Source organism: Sphingomonas sp. (assembly GCF_031372575.1).
Lineage (GTDB): Bacteria > Pseudomonadota > Alphaproteobacteria > Sphingomonadales > Sphingomonadaceae > Sphingomicrobium.
Genome location: NZ_JANMLM010000081.1, coordinates 14,141 through 30,360, shown reverse-complemented (window position 1 = coordinate 30,360; position 16,220 = coordinate 14,141). Strand labels below are relative to the sequence as shown.

The 16,220-nt window shown below is 62.3% G+C and carries 16 protein-coding genes and 1 pseudogene; 8 read left to right on the top strand and 9 right to left on the bottom strand.

Annotated features, from left to right (window positions below):
- The first annotated feature begins 310 nt into the window (after nucleotides 1–310).
- The 3 genes from RMN73_RS08005 to xth are packed head-to-tail and all read left to right on the top strand — an operon-like array spanning nucleotide 311 to nucleotide 2,401.
- Nucleotides 311–1,261 carry a M23 family metallopeptidase gene (locus tag RMN73_RS08005; protein WP_309602793.1) on the top strand — a complete coding sequence of 317 codons (951 nt, stop codon included), beginning with the start codon at nucleotides 311–313 and terminating at the stop codon, nucleotides 1,259–1,261.
- Between the two features lie 37 nt (nucleotides 1,262–1,298).
- Nucleotides 1,299–1,625, top strand: coding sequence for an iron-sulfur cluster assembly accessory protein (locus RMN73_RS08000; protein ID WP_309602792.1), 327 nt, complete (start codon nucleotides 1,299–1,301; stop codon nucleotides 1,623–1,625).
- 2 nt (nucleotides 1,626–1,627) lie between these two features.
- The gene (gene xth, locus RMN73_RS07995; RefSeq protein ID WP_309602886.1) at nucleotides 1,628–2,401 is read left to right on the top strand and encodes an exodeoxyribonuclease III; all 774 of its coding nucleotides are present in this window, start codon (nucleotides 1,628–1,630) and stop codon (nucleotides 2,399–2,401) included.
- Here the strand turns inward: xth and RMN73_RS07990 are convergent.
- Nucleotides 2,393–3,554, bottom strand: a pseudogene (locus RMN73_RS07990) (N-acetyltransferase). The gene xth and the pseudogene RMN73_RS07990 overlap by 9 nt on opposite strands.
- Nucleotides 3,555–3,672: 118 nt before the next feature.
- Between RMN73_RS07990 and RMN73_RS07985 the strand changes: the two are divergent.
- Nucleotides 3,673–4,764, top strand: coding sequence for a fatty acid desaturase family protein (locus tag RMN73_RS07985; protein ID WP_405051554.1), 1,092 nt, complete (start codon nucleotides 3,673–3,675; stop codon nucleotides 4,762–4,764).
- A gap of 6 nt (nucleotides 4,765–4,770) precedes the next feature.
- Here RMN73_RS07985 and lptG read toward each other — a convergent pair whose 3' ends face one another.
- Entirely contained in the window at nucleotides 4,771–5,868 is a 1,098-nt protein-coding gene (gene lptG, locus RMN73_RS07980; RefSeq protein ID WP_309602790.1) for an LPS export ABC transporter permease LptG, read from the bottom strand.
- Nucleotides 5,865–7,031, bottom strand: coding sequence for an LptF/LptG family permease (locus RMN73_RS07975; RefSeq protein WP_309602789.1), 1,167 nt, complete (start codon nucleotides 7,029–7,031; stop codon nucleotides 5,865–5,867). Before RMN73_RS07975 ends, lptG begins: the two co-directional genes overlap by 4 nt.
- Before the next feature lie 194 nt (nucleotides 7,032–7,225).
- Here RMN73_RS07975 and RMN73_RS07970 point away from each other — a divergent pair, with 194 nt between their 5' ends.
- Entirely contained in the window at nucleotides 7,226–8,203 is a 978-nt protein-coding gene (locus RMN73_RS07970) for a diacylglycerol kinase family protein (protein WP_309602788.1), read from the top strand.
- A 7-nt stretch (nucleotides 8,204–8,210) separates the two neighbouring features.
- Nucleotides 8,211–9,065: a hypothetical protein gene (locus RMN73_RS07965; RefSeq protein WP_309602787.1), complete on the top strand. Its 855-nt coding sequence runs from the start codon at nucleotides 8,211–8,213 to the stop codon at nucleotides 9,063–9,065.
- On the opposite strand, the gene RMN73_RS07960 is transcribed toward RMN73_RS07965, so the two are convergent.
- The 3 genes from RMN73_RS07960 to RMN73_RS07950 are packed head-to-tail and all read right to left on the bottom strand — an operon-like array spanning nucleotide 9,022 to nucleotide 12,508.
- Nucleotides 9,022–11,013 (bottom strand): ATP-binding protein, encoded by a 1,992-nt coding sequence (locus RMN73_RS07960; protein WP_309602786.1) that lies wholly within the window; start codon nucleotides 11,011–11,013, stop codon nucleotides 9,022–9,024. The two genes, RMN73_RS07965 and RMN73_RS07960, sit on opposite strands and share 44 nt — an antisense overlap.
- A 45-nt stretch (nucleotides 11,014–11,058) precedes the next feature.
- Complete coding sequence (gene spt / locus RMN73_RS07955; RefSeq protein WP_309602785.1) at nucleotides 11,059–12,291, bottom strand: serine palmitoyltransferase; 1,233 nt, start codon at nucleotides 12,289–12,291, stop codon at nucleotides 11,059–11,061.
- The gene (locus RMN73_RS07950) at nucleotides 12,263–12,508 is read right to left on the bottom strand and encodes an acyl carrier protein (protein ID WP_309602784.1); all 246 of its coding nucleotides are present in this window, start codon (nucleotides 12,506–12,508) and stop codon (nucleotides 12,263–12,265) included. Before RMN73_RS07950 ends, spt begins: the two co-directional genes overlap by 29 nt.
- Nucleotides 12,509–12,576: 68 nt before the next feature.
- On the opposite strand from RMN73_RS07950, the gene RMN73_RS07945 reads away from it, so the two are divergent.
- Together RMN73_RS07945 and RMN73_RS07940 are read left to right on the top strand one after the other, a co-directional pair.
- Nucleotides 12,577–13,089, top strand: coding sequence for a Pycsar system effector family protein (locus RMN73_RS07945; RefSeq protein ID WP_309602783.1), 513 nt, complete (start codon nucleotides 12,577–12,579; stop codon nucleotides 13,087–13,089).
- A gap of 9 nt (nucleotides 13,090–13,098) precedes the next feature.
- Entirely contained in the window at nucleotides 13,099–13,674 is a 576-nt protein-coding gene (locus RMN73_RS07940) for a Pycsar system effector family protein (protein WP_309602782.1), read from the top strand.
- Here the strand turns inward: RMN73_RS07940 and RMN73_RS07935 are convergent.
- From RMN73_RS07935 to RMN73_RS07925, 3 genes are all read right to left on the bottom strand, one after another.
- On the bottom strand, nucleotides 13,671–14,573 hold the full coding sequence (locus RMN73_RS07935) for an NAD(P)-dependent oxidoreductase (RefSeq protein WP_309602781.1): 903 nt from the start codon (nucleotides 14,571–14,573) through the stop codon (nucleotides 13,671–13,673). The two genes, RMN73_RS07940 and RMN73_RS07935, sit on opposite strands and share 4 nt — an antisense overlap.
- Complete coding sequence (gene obgE, locus RMN73_RS07930; protein ID WP_309602780.1) at nucleotides 14,558–15,598, bottom strand: GTPase ObgE; 1,041 nt, start codon at nucleotides 15,596–15,598, stop codon at nucleotides 14,558–14,560. The genes RMN73_RS07935 and obgE overlap by 16 nt, the downstream gene beginning before the upstream one ends.
- Nucleotides 15,599–15,659: 61 nt before the next feature.
- Nucleotides 15,660–16,214: a TetR family transcriptional regulator gene (locus RMN73_RS07925; RefSeq protein WP_309602779.1), complete on the bottom strand. Its 555-nt coding sequence runs from the start codon at nucleotides 16,212–16,214 to the stop codon at nucleotides 15,660–15,662.
- Nucleotides 16,215–16,220 lie beyond the last annotated feature (6 nt).

Genomic DNA, 16,220 nt, shown 5'->3' with positions numbered 1-16,220 from the left:
TGCGGAATCGGTCGACCTCAGGCGATCTCAAACATCGAAATTCGCTGCATTGGCGTCACAAAGTCGCCATTTTTCCTAATGCAAAGCAACATAAATTCTCACTTCGTCCCACACCTCATGCCGTTCATCCTTAACCACGGAACAAGAGGTTGAATTGCTTAACCATTCGGGGACAAGTCTTCGCTCCGACCAAACGTGGGCAAACGCGTGGTTGGAGTAAGGGGCTGGGGAGCTCCGGTTTGAAAGATTACCCCACGCTGCGCGGCTTCGGTCGACGCGGTGTCTGGTAGGGTTTTGGGAGCGAGCGACAATGACGAACATCTTGGCAGCATCGGGCGCGTTGTTCCGCGACCGCGACCTGTTCGTCCATGACGGCAAGCAACTTCGCCGCCTTCGTATTTCGAGCGATGTGCAGATGTTGTGCGCACTCGCGCTGGGCCTGTTGATCGCTTTTTCGACTTACTCGCTGGTGCGGGTGTTTACCCCGGCTGCGGCACCGATCGCAGCGACCGTCTCGTCCGACATTTCACGCCTTACCTCGCTGACCGAACAGAAGATCAAGATCATCGAAGATCGCCAGCAATTGCTCGCCTCGATGCTCGCCGGTGACGATATCGACCCGGCCATTCTCCGCCAGATTGCAACCACCTCCGCCGCCCAGTCGCTCGGTCAAGGTGGCCCGTTGGAGCCGGTCAAGGCCGACAGCGATTCGACCTTCAAGCAATTATTCTCGAGCTGGAAGAAGCTCGACAATCTCCAGGTCGGCGCCATCGCCGTCCCGTCGGAAAAGCCGGTCAAGATGGCCGCCTTCACTTCCGGTTATGGCACCCGGTCAGACCCGTTCAACGGCAGCGTCGCGCGCCACATGGGGATCGATCTTGCCGGCCCGATCGGCACCCCAATTTACGCCACCGCCGACGGCGTCGTCAGCGCCTCGGGCTATAACAATGGCGGCTATGGCAACCTCATCAAGCTCGATCACGGGCGCGGCGTCGAAACCCGTTACGGCCATTTGTCGGCGATGCTGGTTACGGACGGCCAGCGCGTTGCGCGTGGCCAGCTGATTGGCCGCATGGGTTCGACAGGCCGCTCAACCGGCAGCCACCTCCACTATGAAGTGCGGATCGAAGGCAAAGCCGTCAATCCGATCCCGTTCATGAAGTCGACCGACTATCTGCTCGCAATGCAGAAGAATGGCGTCGGCGTGTCGATGGACTCGCACGTTGTCGCGCTCGGCGGTCCGCAGCCGGTTCGTCGCTGACCTTGCTGACCGGGGTTGGCGCCCCTATCTCTCAACCGTGACCGATCAAATCCAACTCACCAGTTCCGCCGCCAAGCGCGTGGCTTTTATCGCCCATAAACAAGGCGTTGCCCCGGTTTTGCGGCTGTCGGTCGATGGCGGCGGCTGCGCCGGCTTTTCCTACAAGTTCGAACTCGGAACACTCGCCGCAGATGATGCTCGCAGTGCGACTGATGGCGTGACACTGGTGGTCGATCCGGTCAGCCTCGATCTGCTGCGCGGATCGGCGGTCGATTATGTCGAGGATCTGGGCGGCTCGGCGTTCAAGGTCACCAATCCCAATGCGGCCTCGGGCTGCGGCTGCGGGTCGAGCTTCTCGGTCTGATGATCCGGCTGGTCACGTATAATCTCAACGGCATCCGCGCGCGTTTGCCGCGGCTACTCGAGTATCTCGCGCGCGAAGCCCCCGACATCGTTTGCCTTCAGGAATTGAAATGCGCCGACGACGCATTGCCGATCGGCGACATCGAAGCCGCCGGCTATCAGGCGGTGTGGCACGGGCAGAAGGGGTTCAATGGGGTTGCGATCCTCGCCAAAGGAACCCAGCCCACGCTCCGCCAAATCGGCCTCCCCGGTGACCCCGACGATGCCCACAGCCGCTACATCGAAGCCGAAATCGATGGGCTGATCGTCGCGTCCATCTATCTGCCCAACGGCAATCCGATCGGGACCGAGAAATTCGATTATAAGCTGAAATGGATGGAGCGGCTCGACGCGCGCGCCGCGGAATTACTCGCCGCCGAGCGACCGACCGTGCTGGCGGGCGATTACAACGTCATCCCCGAGGACCGCGATACATTCAGCCGCCGCGCCATGGCCGGCGACGCCTTGTTCCAGCCCGAGAGCCAGGCCGCGTACCGCCGCCTCGTCAACCAGGGCTGGACCGACGCCCTGAGAGCGCTCCACCCCGACGAGGCGAAGCTATTCACGTTCTGGGACTATCAGGCGGGGGCTTGGGCGCGCGACGCGGGGTTCAGGATCGACCATCTATTGTGCTCGCCGCAGGCCGCCGACCGGCTGCGCAGCGCCGACGTTCACAAATGGGCGCGCGGCGAAGAAAAGGCCTCAGACCACGCCCCGGTGTGCATCGAGCTAAGCTAAGCTCTTTTCGTATATCCGATACGTGTGGTTGATGTCCGCACCGGGCAATTGGGCGATCAATCATGCCCTGATTATCCTCCAGCACCCAGCCGAACTCGCCGTAATGGACGCCATATTTCTCGACGCAGGCGCGGCGAATGAATTCGATCAGCATAAAGGCCAGTTGCCCGGCGAGCCGCGTTCCCTGATGTTTCTTGGCGACCCCCATCAACGGCACTCGCACCCGCTGCGTGCGCGGCTTGCGCAGGCGCCACAGCAATTTCGCCCAACCGAACGGGAACAGATTGCCGTTCAAGTCGCGAATCATTTCGTTGACGTCGGGGATGGTGATCATGAACGCGGCAGGCTCAAACTTTGCGTCGGACTCCGGCCCGGTGGCAACCTCGGCGATCCGCACCATATCCTCATAGATGATCGGCTTCAGTTTCTTGCCGGCATAGGCGATCTCGGCCTCGGTCAGCGGGACATAGCCCCAATTGTCCGACCAGGCGTCGTTAAGCAGCCCCATAATGATCGCGGCTTCGGATTCGAACTTTGACTTGTCAACTTCGCGGACGCGGATTCGCGGGTTGTTCTCGCCGGCCTTGATCAGCCGGGCGATCACCGGGACCATGTCGATGCGGATGTCGAGCTGATAGGTGTAGAGATCCTTGGCCTTGATGTAGCCGGCAGCCTCGATCCATGCGCGGTAGGTCGGCAAATGATGGCCCATCATCACCATCGGCGATTGCTCGAACCCATCGATCAGCAGCCCGGGCTCATCCCAGATCGAGATTGAGATCGGGCCGAGCGCCTTCACCATTCCTTCACCGCGAAGCCATTGCTCGGCATGGGCGATCAGCGCGGCCGCGACCTCGCCGTCAAGCGCCTCGAACATCCCCCAATGGCCAAGCCCGGCTTCGATATGGGTCTGCACCAGATCGTCGACCTGCGCGCTGATCCGCCCGACCACGCGGCCGTCGCGGATAGCGAGGAACAAGGCGGCGTGCCCATGCCCGAACCACGGATTTTTCTTGGGATCGAGCAGTGCATGAACTTCGGCCTTGAGCGGCGGAATCCACGCGGGATCGTTCTTGTAAACCTCCCACGCAAAGTCGACGAACGCCTTGCGCTCCTGCTTGGTGGTGACTGTACGGATATTGATTTCGTTCATGATCGATGGGCTAACGGTTCGCCTTTCGCTTGTCACCTGCGCCCGCCATGACCCTTTAATCGCCATGATCGTGCCACTATCTCCAGTCATCCCGCTTGCCGGACAAAAGCTTATGACCATGATCGCACTCGCCAGAGACGTCGCCCCATTGGGGCAGGCCACGTTCGATCCCCGCCCTCGCGGGGACGACAAGGCAATGCTGCGCGCGGCGGCCGACCTCACCCGCCAGCTCAACAACCCGAATGCGGCAATCTATTGGGCCGACATGATCGGCTCGGCCGTGGTCGGCTATGGCGCGCTGGCTTTGGCGATTTTCACTCACGTTCTGCCACTGGCGATCATCGCGGGGGCGGTTTCGATCCTCGCGCTGTATCGGGCCGGTCTGTTCATCCACGAAATCACTCATTTGAAGGCCGGTTCGCTGCGCGGGTTCAAACTCGCCTGGAATGCTTTGGTCGGGGTTCCCTTGTTCGTGCCGTCGTTCATGTACGAAGGCATTCACAACATGCACCATGCCAAGATCCGTTATGGCACGGTTGAGGACCCCGAATATCTGCCGCTCGCTCTGATGAAGCCGTGGACCTTGCCGGTGTTCGTGCTCGCTGCTTTGCTGGCGCCGGTCGCGCTGATTTTCCGCTATGCAGCGTTGACCCCGCTGTCGCTGCTGATCCCGCCGCTCCGCAAGCTGGTGGTCGAGCGTTTTTCCGGTCTGCAGATCAACCCGTTGTTTCGCCGCAAGTCGCCGGAGGGGGAGTTCGCCCGACAATGGGGCTGGATGGAAGGCGCGGCGAGCCTGTGGGGGATTGCCTTGCTGACGATGGTCGCCACCGGAATCGTCCCGCTGCGCGCGTTCCTGATCTTTCTCGCCGTCGCCTCGGGCGTGATGCTGCTCAACCAGGTGCGGACCTTGGTCGCGCATCTGTGGGAGAATGACGGCGATCCGATGAGCGTGACCGACCAATATCTCGATACGGTCAATGTCCCGCCGCCGGGCATTTGGGCCGAATTATGGGCGCCGGTCGGACTTCGCTATCATGCGTTGCATCATTTGCTGCCGGGCATTCCCTATCACGCACTGCCTGTCGCGCATCGCCGGCTGCGGACGGAGATGGGGGCCGATTCGGCCTATCACTCGGCCAATTATCGCGGGCTATGGCCGCTCGTCGGGCGGCTCGCGGTCAGCTCGTGGCGGGGCGGCAAGGCCGGCTGACCCGCTCTATTCCTCGCTCCTGATCAGCAGGCTCTCGCCAATCAGCAGGAACAGGAAGAACGGCGCGAAGGCCGCCAGCACCGCTGGATAAGCACCGACATTGCCAAGCGCGAGGCTCAGATTGTCGATCACGAAGTAAGCGAAGCCAAGCCCCATTCCGGCCCCGGCGCGAAGCAGCATCTTGCCCGACCGGGCGAGCCCGAACGCGGCCAGAGCGGCGAGCAATGGCATCAGCACGACGGACAATGGTCCGCTCAATTTATGCCATAATCCCGATCGCGCTTCGTCGGTCGGGCGACCGGCTGACTCAAGCTCGGCGATGGAGCCGCGGAGCGAGACAAAGTCATGCTCGTCGGGTTCAACCTTGGCGAGCGTGAAGCGGTCGGGGGTAACCCCCGCCAGTCCGAACGTCTGTTTCTGCTGCCGAACGAGATTCATGTTGGCATCATAGCTTTTGACATTTTCCAGTCGCCAGCGACCGCCATCCTGCACCGCACGCTCGGCATCGACTACGCGGTCGAGTGTCGGTCCGGAGCGTTCGTAGATGGTAACATTGCGCAGAGTCAGCGCAGCGCCGCTTCCCGACACCAGCCGCGCCCGGACGAAATCCTGATCGACCTTGATCCACACGTTGGACAACAGGTCGCGCGATTCGCGCATTGGTTCATAATCATTGTCGGTCCACGCATTGACCGTTCGCGCCGCTCGAACCGCAACCCGCTCGTTAAAGGCGAAGGCGAGCCCGGCGATCACCAGGCTCGCCAGAATCAACGGCGCCAATATCTGGTGCGCCGACAGTCCAGAGGCCTTCATCGCGACGACCTCGCTATGCTGGCTTAGACCGGTGAAGGTGATCAATGCCCCGAGCAATACGGCAAAGGGCAGGAATTTCTGGATTAGCAAGGGAACGCGCAAGCTGACGTAACGCCATAATTCGCCTTCGCCATTGCCAGCCACCTTCAGGATCTTGCCTGACTCGCCGAGCAAATCGAGCGCCATCAGCACCAGCACCAGCAGTACGAGCACCGCCGCGCTGCGGGCCAGAAACAGGCGGATCAGGTAAAACGCGATCTGCCGCGACGGCAGGAAGTCGAAATTGATCATGCCATTCGCTCACGCTTGGGCAGTAACCGGCGGATCGACGACACGATTTTCGATGCCCCGCGCTCGAGCGCGCCGATCGGCTGACCGCCGGGCCGATGCGCAAGGACATGATACATCCACGCGATCAACGCCGTGAATGCCAGGAATGGCATCCACAGGACGAGCGACGGCTCGAGCTTGCCCTGGGTCCCCATCTGCAGCCCATATTGATTGATCTTGTGATAGGTCACCACCATCACGATCGACAGGAAGATGCCGAGCGACGAATTGCTTCGCTTGGGTGGCACGGCGAGCGCCACCGCGAGCAACGGCAGCATCAGCATCATCACGACTTCGACCAGCCGGTAATTCATGTCCGCCCAGGCACCGCGGCGGGTCTTTTCGTTGCGGCCATAAAATGCCTCGCGCGCAACTTCGGGCAGGGTCAATTCTTCCTGGTCGTTGCCGCGCTGCCGGAAGCGATCGCCGGCCGGCAGGTTGATCGGCAAATCATAACTGTCGAAGGCGAGGGTGCGCGGCGTGGTGAACTTGGTCGCCTGCTGGATCAGGCGGCCCTTTTTCAAGCGGAAGATGATAGTTTCCGGGTCGTCGGTAGCCAGGAACTGGCCCCTTTCCGCGGTTGCCGAAATAGCGGTGCCCGACTTGTCGTCCATCGCGATGAAAATGCCGCTCAGCTGCGTGCCGCCATCGTTACTGCGATCGATGCGCAACGTAAGCCGTTTGCCGAGGCGATTGAATTCGCCGACCTTGATCGCCGCGCCGAGCGCGCCGGAGCGGAGATCGAAGCGCAGTCCTTCATAGCGATAATGCGAAATTGGCTCGAGCCACCCGACGATCGCCAGGTTAAGGCCCATCAGCGCCACCGCATACATGTAGGGCACCCTGAGCAATCGGCCGAAACCGATCCCAATCCCGCGCAGCGCATCCAGTTCGGACGATAGAGCGAGCTTGCGAAACGCCAGCAAGATGCCGAGCATCAGGCCGATCGGGATGCCGAGGCTGAAATATTCGGGCAGCAGATTGGCCAGCATCCGCCAAACGACACTGACCGGGCCGCCGGCATCGACCACAAAAGAGAATAATCGCAACATCTTGTCGAGCACGAGCAGCATCGCGGCAAGGATCAGCGATCCGACCAACGGGACGGCGATGGTTTTCGCCATATAGCGGTCAATCAATTTCCCGCTGCGCAACTTTCGTCGTCCCAACACCATGATTTGGCCGCAAAGCGCGCCGATGAATGCCAGTCTGGCCACACGAGGGTCGCCGCCAGACTGTGCGGCTATAGCGAACCGAGAGACAAAAGCATGCATTATCGTTTTCAATTCGGTTCAACCGTTGGCCGCCAGCCTCGATAATGGGGCGGCCACGGATCACCTTGCTGTCCAACCCGCGCTCGACAGGTAATGTCGCGCAGCTGCCGCGGATTCGCGCCTTTTGTGCCGAGCATCCCGATGTCTTCCATTACGAAGTCGAGCACGCCGAACAGATTGGCGACGCGATGAAGACCATTGCGCGGGTCAAACCCAAATTGCTGGTGATCAACGGCGGCGATGGCACGGTGCAGGCGGCGCTGACCGAATTGCACAATGGCGGCCATTTCGCCGATGGCGAGGTTCCGCCGGTGGCGGTACTGCCAAGCGGGAAAACCAATTTGATCGCGATGGACCTTGGCGTCCACGGCGACCCGGTGACCAGCCTTGCGCGCCTGGTCGCGCTCGCCCAGCATGACCTGACGCCACATCTCGTCGCGCGCCAGATGATCGCGCTGAGCGGCGGCGCGAAGGGCGGCAAGCCGGTGATCGGCATGTTCCTCGGCGGTGCCGGGTTGGCCGACATCATGCTCTACTGCCGCAACCGCATCTATCCGCTCGGCCTGCCCAACGGGATCAGCCATGTCCTGACTTTTTTCGCGGTGGTCCTTCGGCAGGTGATCGGTCTGAAGGCCAAATTCCTCCCGCCCGATCCGCGCCCGCTGAGCATTTCGGTGCGGCGGGAAGGCGTCATCACCGGGCGCTTCGCCTTGCTCGCTGTCACCACGCTCGAGAAATTGTTGCTCTCTGGGGAGCTGAATGGGCAAAGGCAGGGGACGCTTAAGTTCGTCGCCGTCGAGCAGCGTGCCGGGTCGTTGCTCAATGCCTTTGTCGCGACCCTGCGTGGGCGCCTTGGCCGGACCAAGATGGCCGGTGTCCATGTCGAGGAAGCCGACGAAATCAGCATCGAGGGCGATTCGAGCCAGGTAATCCTCGACGGCGAAACCTTCAGTGCCGAGATCGGCATGCCAATCTTTCTGCGGCGCGCATCGCCGTTGTCGTTCGTGCGCCTCGCCGCATAGGCCACCCGTGGATGAGCTTCGCGACCTTGTAACCGCCGAGCTTGGCGAAACCGTTGATCCGCGGGTGGAAGCTATGGCCCTGGCGATCGCGGCCAAACATGGCGAGGCGAGCCGTGCCGTCCTTTTCTACGGATCGTGTCTGCGGGAGCAGCAACTCGATGGGTTGATGCTCGATTTCTACCTGATCGTGTCCGATTATCGCGCGGCTTATCCCAAGCGCTGGATGGCGACCGCCAACCGGCTGATCCCGCCCAATGTCTTCCCGTTCGAGCATGACGGGCTGATGGCCAAATATGCCGTTCTCAGCGAAGCAGACTTCGATCGCCTGAATGGGCCGAAAACGCGCAACGTGTCGGTCTGGGCACGGTTTGCGCAGCCTTCGCGGTTAGTGTGGTCGAGTGACGCGGCTGCGCGCGATCGGGCGATCGGCGCCGTCGCGAAAGCGGTTCCGACCTTGCTCGGTGCGGCTGGCCGGCAAGATAGAGAAGATGTGCTCGACTGGTGGCGGCGGGCGTTCGCGCTGACCTATTCGGCCGAGCTTCGGGCCGAGCGCAAGGGCCGAAGCCAATCGGTGGTCGACGCCGATCCCGAGCGCTATCGCCGCTTTGGCCAGGCTGCAGCGCCGCTCATCGGGTCCAATGCTGGAGGCTGGGATCGGCGTCGCTTCGAGGGCAAAGCATTGTCGGTCATCAGGCTGGCCAAGGCGAGCGCGACCTATGCCGGGGGTGCCGATTATATCGCGTGGAAGATTAATCGCCACGCCGGGACCAAGATTGTCCTCACCGATTGGCAGCAACGCCATCCGCTGCTGACCGCGATCAGTTTGCTGCCGCGGCTCCTGAAATCGGGGGCGATCCGCTAGCGGAGGGCGCGTGGCGCGACAGTGCGGCGGCGACCGCCGTCGCGAGCGCGCTGACGGTGAACGGTTTGCGGAGCAATTCGTAACCGACCAGGTCATCGCCCTCGCCATCACCGACATAGCCGGTCACGAACAATACGGCGACGTCGGGCCGTTTGCCCTTGATGATCCGGATCATCTCGGGCCCGGTCATCTCCGGCATGATGACGTCGCTGATCACGAGGTCGAACGTCTGGCCATCGAAGGCGACGATCGCATCGGCCCCGCTGGAACAGGCCATGGGTTGATAGTCGAGGTCCTCGAGCGCCCCGACGGTTGCCGCGCGAACCCGGGGGTCATCTTCCACCAGCAGGATTCGTGCGCCGGGCACGACCGGTTCAAGGTCGCGACCGTTGGGATGCGGCTGCATCCGGATCGGCGCCACCGCTCTGGTACGCGGCAAATAGAGCGACACGGTGGTGCCTTCGCCGGTCTTGCTTACAATCCCGACCTCTCCCTCGGACTGGTGAGCGAATCCGAATATCTGGCTCAGGCCGAGACCGGTGCCCTTGCCGACCGGCTTGGTGGTGAAGAAGGGCTCGAACGCGCGGTCGCGCACTTCGTCGCTCATCCCGCAGCCTTCGTCGGTGATCGATATCTTGAGATATTCACCCGGCTGGATGTCGCCGACAGCATTCGCGGTCATCGTCACATTTTCCGACGAGATGGTCAGCAGACCTTCGCCGTCCATCGCATCGCGGGCGTTGACCGCAAGGTTGAGAATCGCATTCTCCAGCTGATGTGGATCGACGAACACCGGCCAGGCATCGGGTGCCAGCTGACGTTCAATGCGGATCTGCTCACCCAGCGTGCGGTCGAGCAGGTCGGACATGTTGCCGACCAGTTCCCCACTTTCGATCCGCTCGGGGAGCAAGGGCTCCGACCGCGCGAAGGACAGCAAGCGCCGGGTTAAGGCCGCGGCGCGGGTGGCGCCTTCCATGGCATTGGTCAGATGGTGCATCACTTCCTTGCGCGGGCCGCTCAAGCGGCGGCGGGCAAGGTCGATCCCGCCGACCACAACGGCCAGCATATTATTGAAGTCATGCGCGATTCCGCCAGTCAGCTGGCCAACCGCCTCCATTTTCTGGACCTGACGAAGTTGGGCCTCGGCCGCCTGCCGTTCAATCGCTTCTTGCTTGAGCGCCTGGTTCGCCTCCCACAATTCCTGGGTCCGGTCGCGAACGGCGGACTCTAGCTGGGCTGCGCGATCCGATTCGCTCTCGGCTTGGCGCCGGGCAGCTGCGTTGAGGCGCAGCGCCTGAACCGCGACGACGCCGAGAAAAATCGCCCCGACCCCGACTATAAGCCCCAGCCAGCTGAGATAGTCGGTCAGCCGGTCGGCTTGGGCGGTGACGATCTGACTGCGGGTAATCCGCTCGCGCAGTGCGTCGCGCTCGGCCGAGGCGATCTCGTCGAGCTTGGCGTCGAGCTTTTCCTGGGTGAGGGTCTTGCCGGCAGCAAAGAAATAGGAGGTACCGCCTTGACCTTTCTTGAGCACGGCTGCGCGGGCTGGAAGCGCGAGTTCGCTTCCGCGCAGCGCGTAAAGCGCCTCCAGTTCGCCAACCCGCTTGAGTTGTTCGGGATTAGTACGGACCAGCGCCTTGAGCTGGTCAATCTGGAAACCGGCAAGCCGCCATTGGCTGTAATAGATGTTGCCGCTAACCTTGATTTCCTCGTCAAGGACGAAGCGGCCAAGTGCAGCTTCGGCGCGTGACGCGCTCGAGCTGACGCTGCGCGTGACCAACGCCACATCATAAGCGTGACGCTCGGCGGTCAGCGCTTCCTCGCGCGCGTCGTTGGAGAACGAGACAAGCACCACCATGCCGAGCAGAACCAGGGTCGCGATGAAGGCGATCGCGGCGGCCCATCCGCCTCGCCAGTCGCCGCGCGCTTCGTCCGCCCCGTTGCTCATGTGCCTGTTCTAGCCTTCAACTGACGCTTGCGAAAGAGTCCGCGATCAGGCGATGATGCCCGTCGCGCGGCCTGCAGCAGCGAACATGCCGAGGATTTGGTCGACCTGCTCGCTCGAATGTTCGGCACAGAGTGAACAACGCAGCAGGGTCATATTGGCCGGGGTCGCGGGCGGGCGGGCGAGGTTGACGTACAGGCCCTCGTTGAGCAGCGCTTCCCACATCATCGCGCCTTGCTCCAGATCAGGCATGATCACCGCGATGATCGCCGATTGCGACGTTTCGGTGCCAAGCGTGAACCCGAGCGCCTTCAGCCCGGCGTGGAGCTTCTTGCTATTCTCCCACAAATGCGTGCGCTTGTCGGCACCGTGCATCAGCTTGCGAATTGAGGTGGCGGCGGTGGCGACGACCGACGGCGGAAGCGAGGCTGTGAAGACATAGGGTCGGCAGACCAGCCGCATGATCTCGAACTTGGGGTGGTTGGAGACGCAGAAGCCGCCGACCGTCCCGACCGACTTGCTGAAGGTGCCGATGATGAAATCGCAATCGTCGATCACGCCCTGCGCTTCGGCGACGCCGCGGCCATGTGGCCCGATGAAGCCCATCGAATGCGCTTCGTCGACCAGCACCATCGCGCCAGCCGCCTTCGACACCGCGACCATTTCCTTCAGCGGCGCAATATCGCCAAGCATCGAATAGACGCCTTCGAGGATGACCAGTTTGCCAGCACCCTCGGGGATTCGCTTGAGCCGCTTCTCTAGCGCCTCAACATCATTGTGGCGGAACGGGACGATATTGGCATTGCCGAGCGCGCAACCGTCGTAGATCGAGGCATGGCTGTCGATGTCGAGGACGATATAATCGTCCTTGCCGGCAATGGTGCTGATGATCCCGAGATTGGCCTGGTAGCCGGTCGAGAAGACCATCGCATGGTCCATCGCGTAAAATTCCCGGAGCGCGGCCTCGCAATCCTTGTGCGGCGAGTAAGTGCCGTTGAGCACCCGGCTGCCGGTGGTGCCGCTGCCGAAATCATCAAGCGCTTGCTTGCCCGCGGCAATGACGTCGGGATCGAACGTCATGCCCATATAATTGTAAGTGCCGAGCAAAATCGTCTTGCGGCCGCTGCAGATCGCGACCGTCGGCGAGATCACTTTTTCCATCACCAGGTTGAACGGATCGGTCAGCCCGGTCGAGAGCAGGGCTTCACGCTGATCGATCAGCGGCTGAAACTTGTCGAACAGATCGCCCACGTCAGGCCGCCTTGAGCGCGATGACGGCATCGACCAATTGCCCGACGGTCTCGATCTCGGCTTGCTGGTTCATCGTGATGAGGATGTCATATTCGTCTTCGATATTGGCGACGAAATCGAGCACGGTCAGGCTGTCCCATTCCAGGTCCTGGGCAAAGCGGGTTGTTTCAACGACCTCGACACCCTTCTTGTTGAATGGTTCAATGAGGGCCAGTATCCTGGCAGCAGTATCGGCGCGATCGGTCATCGAGTGGTCCTAATTGGGGCAATGGCGTTTCGCAATCGATTGGGGCGCAAAGAGGGCGAGGCGGGGGAATGACTGAGACACGCAAATTTGGCGGCGACGCGATCCAGGCGGTCCGCACCGCCAGTCAGGCGCAATATCATCTGTCGGCGATGGCCGATCGCAAGGCGAGTATGATGATGGGCGCCTCGTTCGTGGTGTTCACGATCTGCGTGGCGCAGGCGACGTCGCGGGGTCATTTGCCGCTGCCGCTGATGGTGCTTGGCGTTTCGGCCTTTCTGGCGGCGGTTATCTCGGCAACCGCGGTGATGCCGACCATCCACGCCGCCAAGGATTTGCAGGGCGAGCGCAATTTGATGTTCTTCGGTGGCTTTGCCGACATGAAGGAAGACGAATATGTCACCGAAATGCTGGGCCGGCTGGCTGACCAGGAGAAGTTTCTGGCGATGGTGGCCCGCGACGTTTACCAGAACGGGCAGGTGCTGGCGCACAAGAAGTATCGCTTGCTGAAGTACGCATACTCGATTTTCATCATCGGCCTGTTCGCCAGCATGGCCGCGTTCGTCGCGACCGGGATCCAATAAGGGGGCACGATGAGCGATTCCGAACCCAAGGCGATCGGCCAGCCCGGCGAACTGAAGATTGGTGATCCCGGTTATGAGTTCCCCAAGGAGGTCCACAACCTCCTGATGGCGGCCAATTCGACCAACATGACTTTGTCCGAAATGGCCGACAGTAAAGCATCGATCCTGCTCGGTGCGAGTTTCGTCGTCTTCTCGCTGTCGATCGGCAGCATTGCCGAGGGCAAGGCCAATATCGCGCTGCTGGTGCTGACCAGTTTCTCGTTCATCGCCACCCTGTTCGGGGTCATGACGGTGCGCCCCAACCGAATGCGCAAGGCCAAGGTCCCGCTCACCGGCAAGAAGGTCAACATATTGTTTTTCGGCAGCTATATCGACTGCCCGAGGGAGGAATATGTCGATGAAGTAATGCGGGTATTGTCGTCCGAGGAGGAGACTTACCGCCGGCTGGCACGCGATTTGTGGGACCACGGCCACATCCTGCGCAACGACAAATATCGCTGGCTGTACTGGAGCTTCACCTTCTTCCTCTACGGCATGATCGTCACCGCAGCGGCGTTGATCGTCCAGCTGGTGTTCTTCCGTTAGAGCCAGCCGGCCGAGCGATACCAGGTCGCGGTGTCGGCGAGGCCTTGCGGTGTCGGGATCGCCGCGTGCCACGACGTCGGCGCTTGGGCGGGATCGACGACCCAATCGGGGTGGCAGAAATACGCCACGCGGTCGGGGGTGAGCTTGGCCTTCTTGCCGCGAGCTAGGCGATCGGCTCGGGCGGCGGCGGTGAGGATCAAGCGCGGCATCGAGACAGTATGCACTTTGCGACCGACCGCTACGCCGAGGGCATTGCCGAAGCCGCGGTGGGTCCAGCCGTTGGCGCGGCCGTCGTCGGGTTCGATCATGCCGGTCTCGGTCGAGGCGGCGATTGAAAGCAGCAGGCTGGCAAGGTCGTCGACGTGAATCAGCGAGAGACGGCCGGCCGGCGGAAGCAGGACGAAACCGCGCGAGGCCATCTTGAACATGTCGAGCATCTCGCGGTCGCCGGGCCCGTAGACGGCGGGCGGGCGGACGATCGCGGTCGACAGCGGGGAGGCGGCGACGAGCGCCTCGGAGCGGGCTTTCGACGCGCCGTACATCGACAGTTGCGGTTCGCGGGCGGCGAGCGAGCTGACATGGACGAAACGGGCGATCCCGGCTCGCTCAGCGGCGGAGAGGATTGCGCCAGTGCCCAGCACGTTGCCCGCCTCGAACCCAGCCGCATCGGCGTTGACCACCCCGGCGACGTGGATAACCGCATCGGTGCCCTCGACCAATTTCGCTAGGCGTTCGGGCTCATCAAGCGCGCCTTCGATCCACGTCACGCCGAAGCGCACTGCCTGTGATCGCCGCGTGAGGGCGCGGACGTGATGGCCTTGAGCCAGCGCCATATCGAGCAGGCGCTGGCCGACGAAGCCGGTGCCGCCGGTGATTGCCAGCTTCAGAGCGGCGACCATTCGCCCTCATGGATTTCCTCGACCTCGCTGGCTTTTTCGCCAGTGACCTTGTCGAGGATCGCGTCGAGCAATGGCTCGATCCCTGCCCCAGTCGCGGCGGAAATGACAAACGGGGCGGTGCCCGAGGCTTTGGCGAGCTTCTTCTCTATTTTCTTGATCTCGGCCGCGGTCAGCAAATCGGTCCGCGATAAAGCCAGCACTTCCGGCTTGTCCTCTAGTCCCGCGCCATAAGCCTCTAGCTCGCCGCGAACGATCCGCCATGCCTCGACCGGATCGTCGCCCGCCGCATCGACCAGATGGAGCAACACGCGCGTGCGCTCGACATGGCCAAGAAAGCGATCGCCGATCCCGGCACCGTCGGCGGCGCCCTCAATCAGCCCAGGAATGTCGGCGAGGACGAACTCGCGGGTCTTGTGGGTGACTACGCCAAGTTGCGGGCGGAGCGTGGTGAACGGATATTCGCCGACCTTGGCGACCGCATTGGTGGTACGGTTGAGGAAGGTCGACTTGCCCGCGTTGGGCAATCCAAGCAGCCCGCAATCGGCGAGCAATTTCAAGCGCAACCAGACGTAGCGTTCCTCGCCCGGCCAGCCCGGCCCATGTTGGCGCGGGGCGCGGTTGGTCGAGGTCTTGTAACTGGCATTGCCGCGCCCGCCGTCACCGCCGCGCAGGAAATGGATCGTCTGGCCCTCGGTAGTGAAGTCAGCGAGCAGCGTGCGTTCCTCGTCATCGGCGAGGATTTGCGTGCCGATCGGCACCTTGATCACCAGATCGTCGCCGCCCGCGCCGGTCATATTCGAGCCTGACCCGCCCTTGCCGCGCGGCGCACGGAAATGCTGGGTATAACGAAAGTCGATCAACGTATTGAGCCCGGCCACTGCCTGGAACACGATGTCGCCGCCCTTGCCGCCCTGGCCACCATTGGGCCCGCCATATTCGACGAACTTCTCGCGCCGGAACGCAACCGCCCCCGCGCCGCCCGCGCCCGAGCGGATGAAAATCTTGGCCTGATCGAGAAAATGCATCCGCGCCCCTTAAGCGAAGGGGGCGCAAATGGCTATCCGGCGGGGGTGGGTGGGGGGCGCGTCAGTCCTGCACCACCATCGCCGCGATTTGCCGCACAGCGATTTCGCGCACTGCTTCGCGGGTTTGGCCGGTACCTTCAGACACTTCCTCGCCGACCAAACTGTCACCGACCGCCAGCAGGACCAAGCCGAGCGTGACCTTGTCCATCGGGCGCTGATCGCCCGACGCGGTGAAATCGGCGACAATTGCGGCAATGGTTTCGATCACCGGTTTCAACGCGTCGCGCTGGCGGGTGAGAGCGATCCAGCCGATCAACTCGCCAGCGCCGTCGCGCGCGAAGGCGTCGAACATCGCGTCAACCACGTCACGCTCGGTGGCGAGGCCCTGGCGGCGGCTGGCAATGGCCGAGGTGATCGACGCCGAGACAGTGACGGCAATATCCTCCGCCAGCGCGCGGTGGAGCCCGGCGACGCTGCCGAAATGGTGGAGGAGGTTGGCGTGGGTGCGGCCGATCTTCGCCGCGACGGCCTTAAGGGTAATGGCGGCGGCGCCCTGATCGAGCAGCAGAGCACGCGCGGCGGCGACCGCGGCGGCGCGGCTTTCCTCCTGGGTCAATCGCCT

What these genes read in the sequence shown, in the direction of transcription:
- RMN73_RS08005 (WP_309602793.1), top strand. Translation starts at nt 311, where the DNA reads ATGACGAACATCTTGGCAGCATCGGGCGCGTTGTTCCGCGACCGCGAC.
- RMN73_RS07985 (WP_405051554.1), top strand. Translation starts at nt 3,673, where the DNA reads ATGATCGCACTCGCCAGAGACGTCGCCCCATTGGGGCAGGCCACGTTC.
- lptG (WP_309602790.1), bottom strand. Translation starts at nt 5,868, where the DNA reads ATGATCAATTTCGACTTCCTGCCGTCGCGGCAGATCGCGTTTTACCTG.
- RMN73_RS07975 (WP_309602789.1), bottom strand. Translation starts at nt 7,031, where the DNA reads ATGGCGAAAACCATCGCCGTCCCGTTGGTCGGATCGCTGATCCTTGCC.
- RMN73_RS07970 (WP_309602788.1), top strand. Translation starts at nt 7,226, where the DNA reads ATGGGGCGGCCACGGATCACCTTGCTGTCCAACCCGCGCTCGACAGGT.
- RMN73_RS07960 (WP_309602786.1), bottom strand. Translation starts at nt 11,013, where the DNA reads ATGAGCAACGGGGCGGACGAAGCGCGCGGCGACTGGCGAGGCGGATGG.
- spt (WP_309602785.1), bottom strand. Translation starts at nt 12,291, where the DNA reads ATGCCGTCATCGCGCTCAAGGCGGCCTGACGTGGGCGATCTGTTCGAC.
- RMN73_RS07950 (WP_309602784.1), bottom strand. Translation starts at nt 12,508, where the DNA reads ATGACCGATCGCGCCGATACTGCTGCCAGGATACTGGCCCTCATTGAA.
- RMN73_RS07945 (WP_309602783.1), top strand. Translation starts at nt 12,577, where the DNA reads ATGACTGAGACACGCAAATTTGGCGGCGACGCGATCCAGGCGGTCCGC.
- RMN73_RS07940 (WP_309602782.1), top strand. Translation starts at nt 13,099, where the DNA reads ATGAGCGATTCCGAACCCAAGGCGATCGGCCAGCCCGGCGAACTGAAG.
- RMN73_RS07935 (WP_309602781.1), bottom strand. Translation starts at nt 14,573, where the DNA reads ATGGTCGCCGCTCTGAAGCTGGCAATCACCGGCGGCACCGGCTTCGTC.
- obgE (WP_309602780.1), bottom strand. Translation starts at nt 15,598, where the DNA reads ATGCATTTTCTCGATCAGGCCAAGATTTTCATCCGCTCGGGCGCGGGC.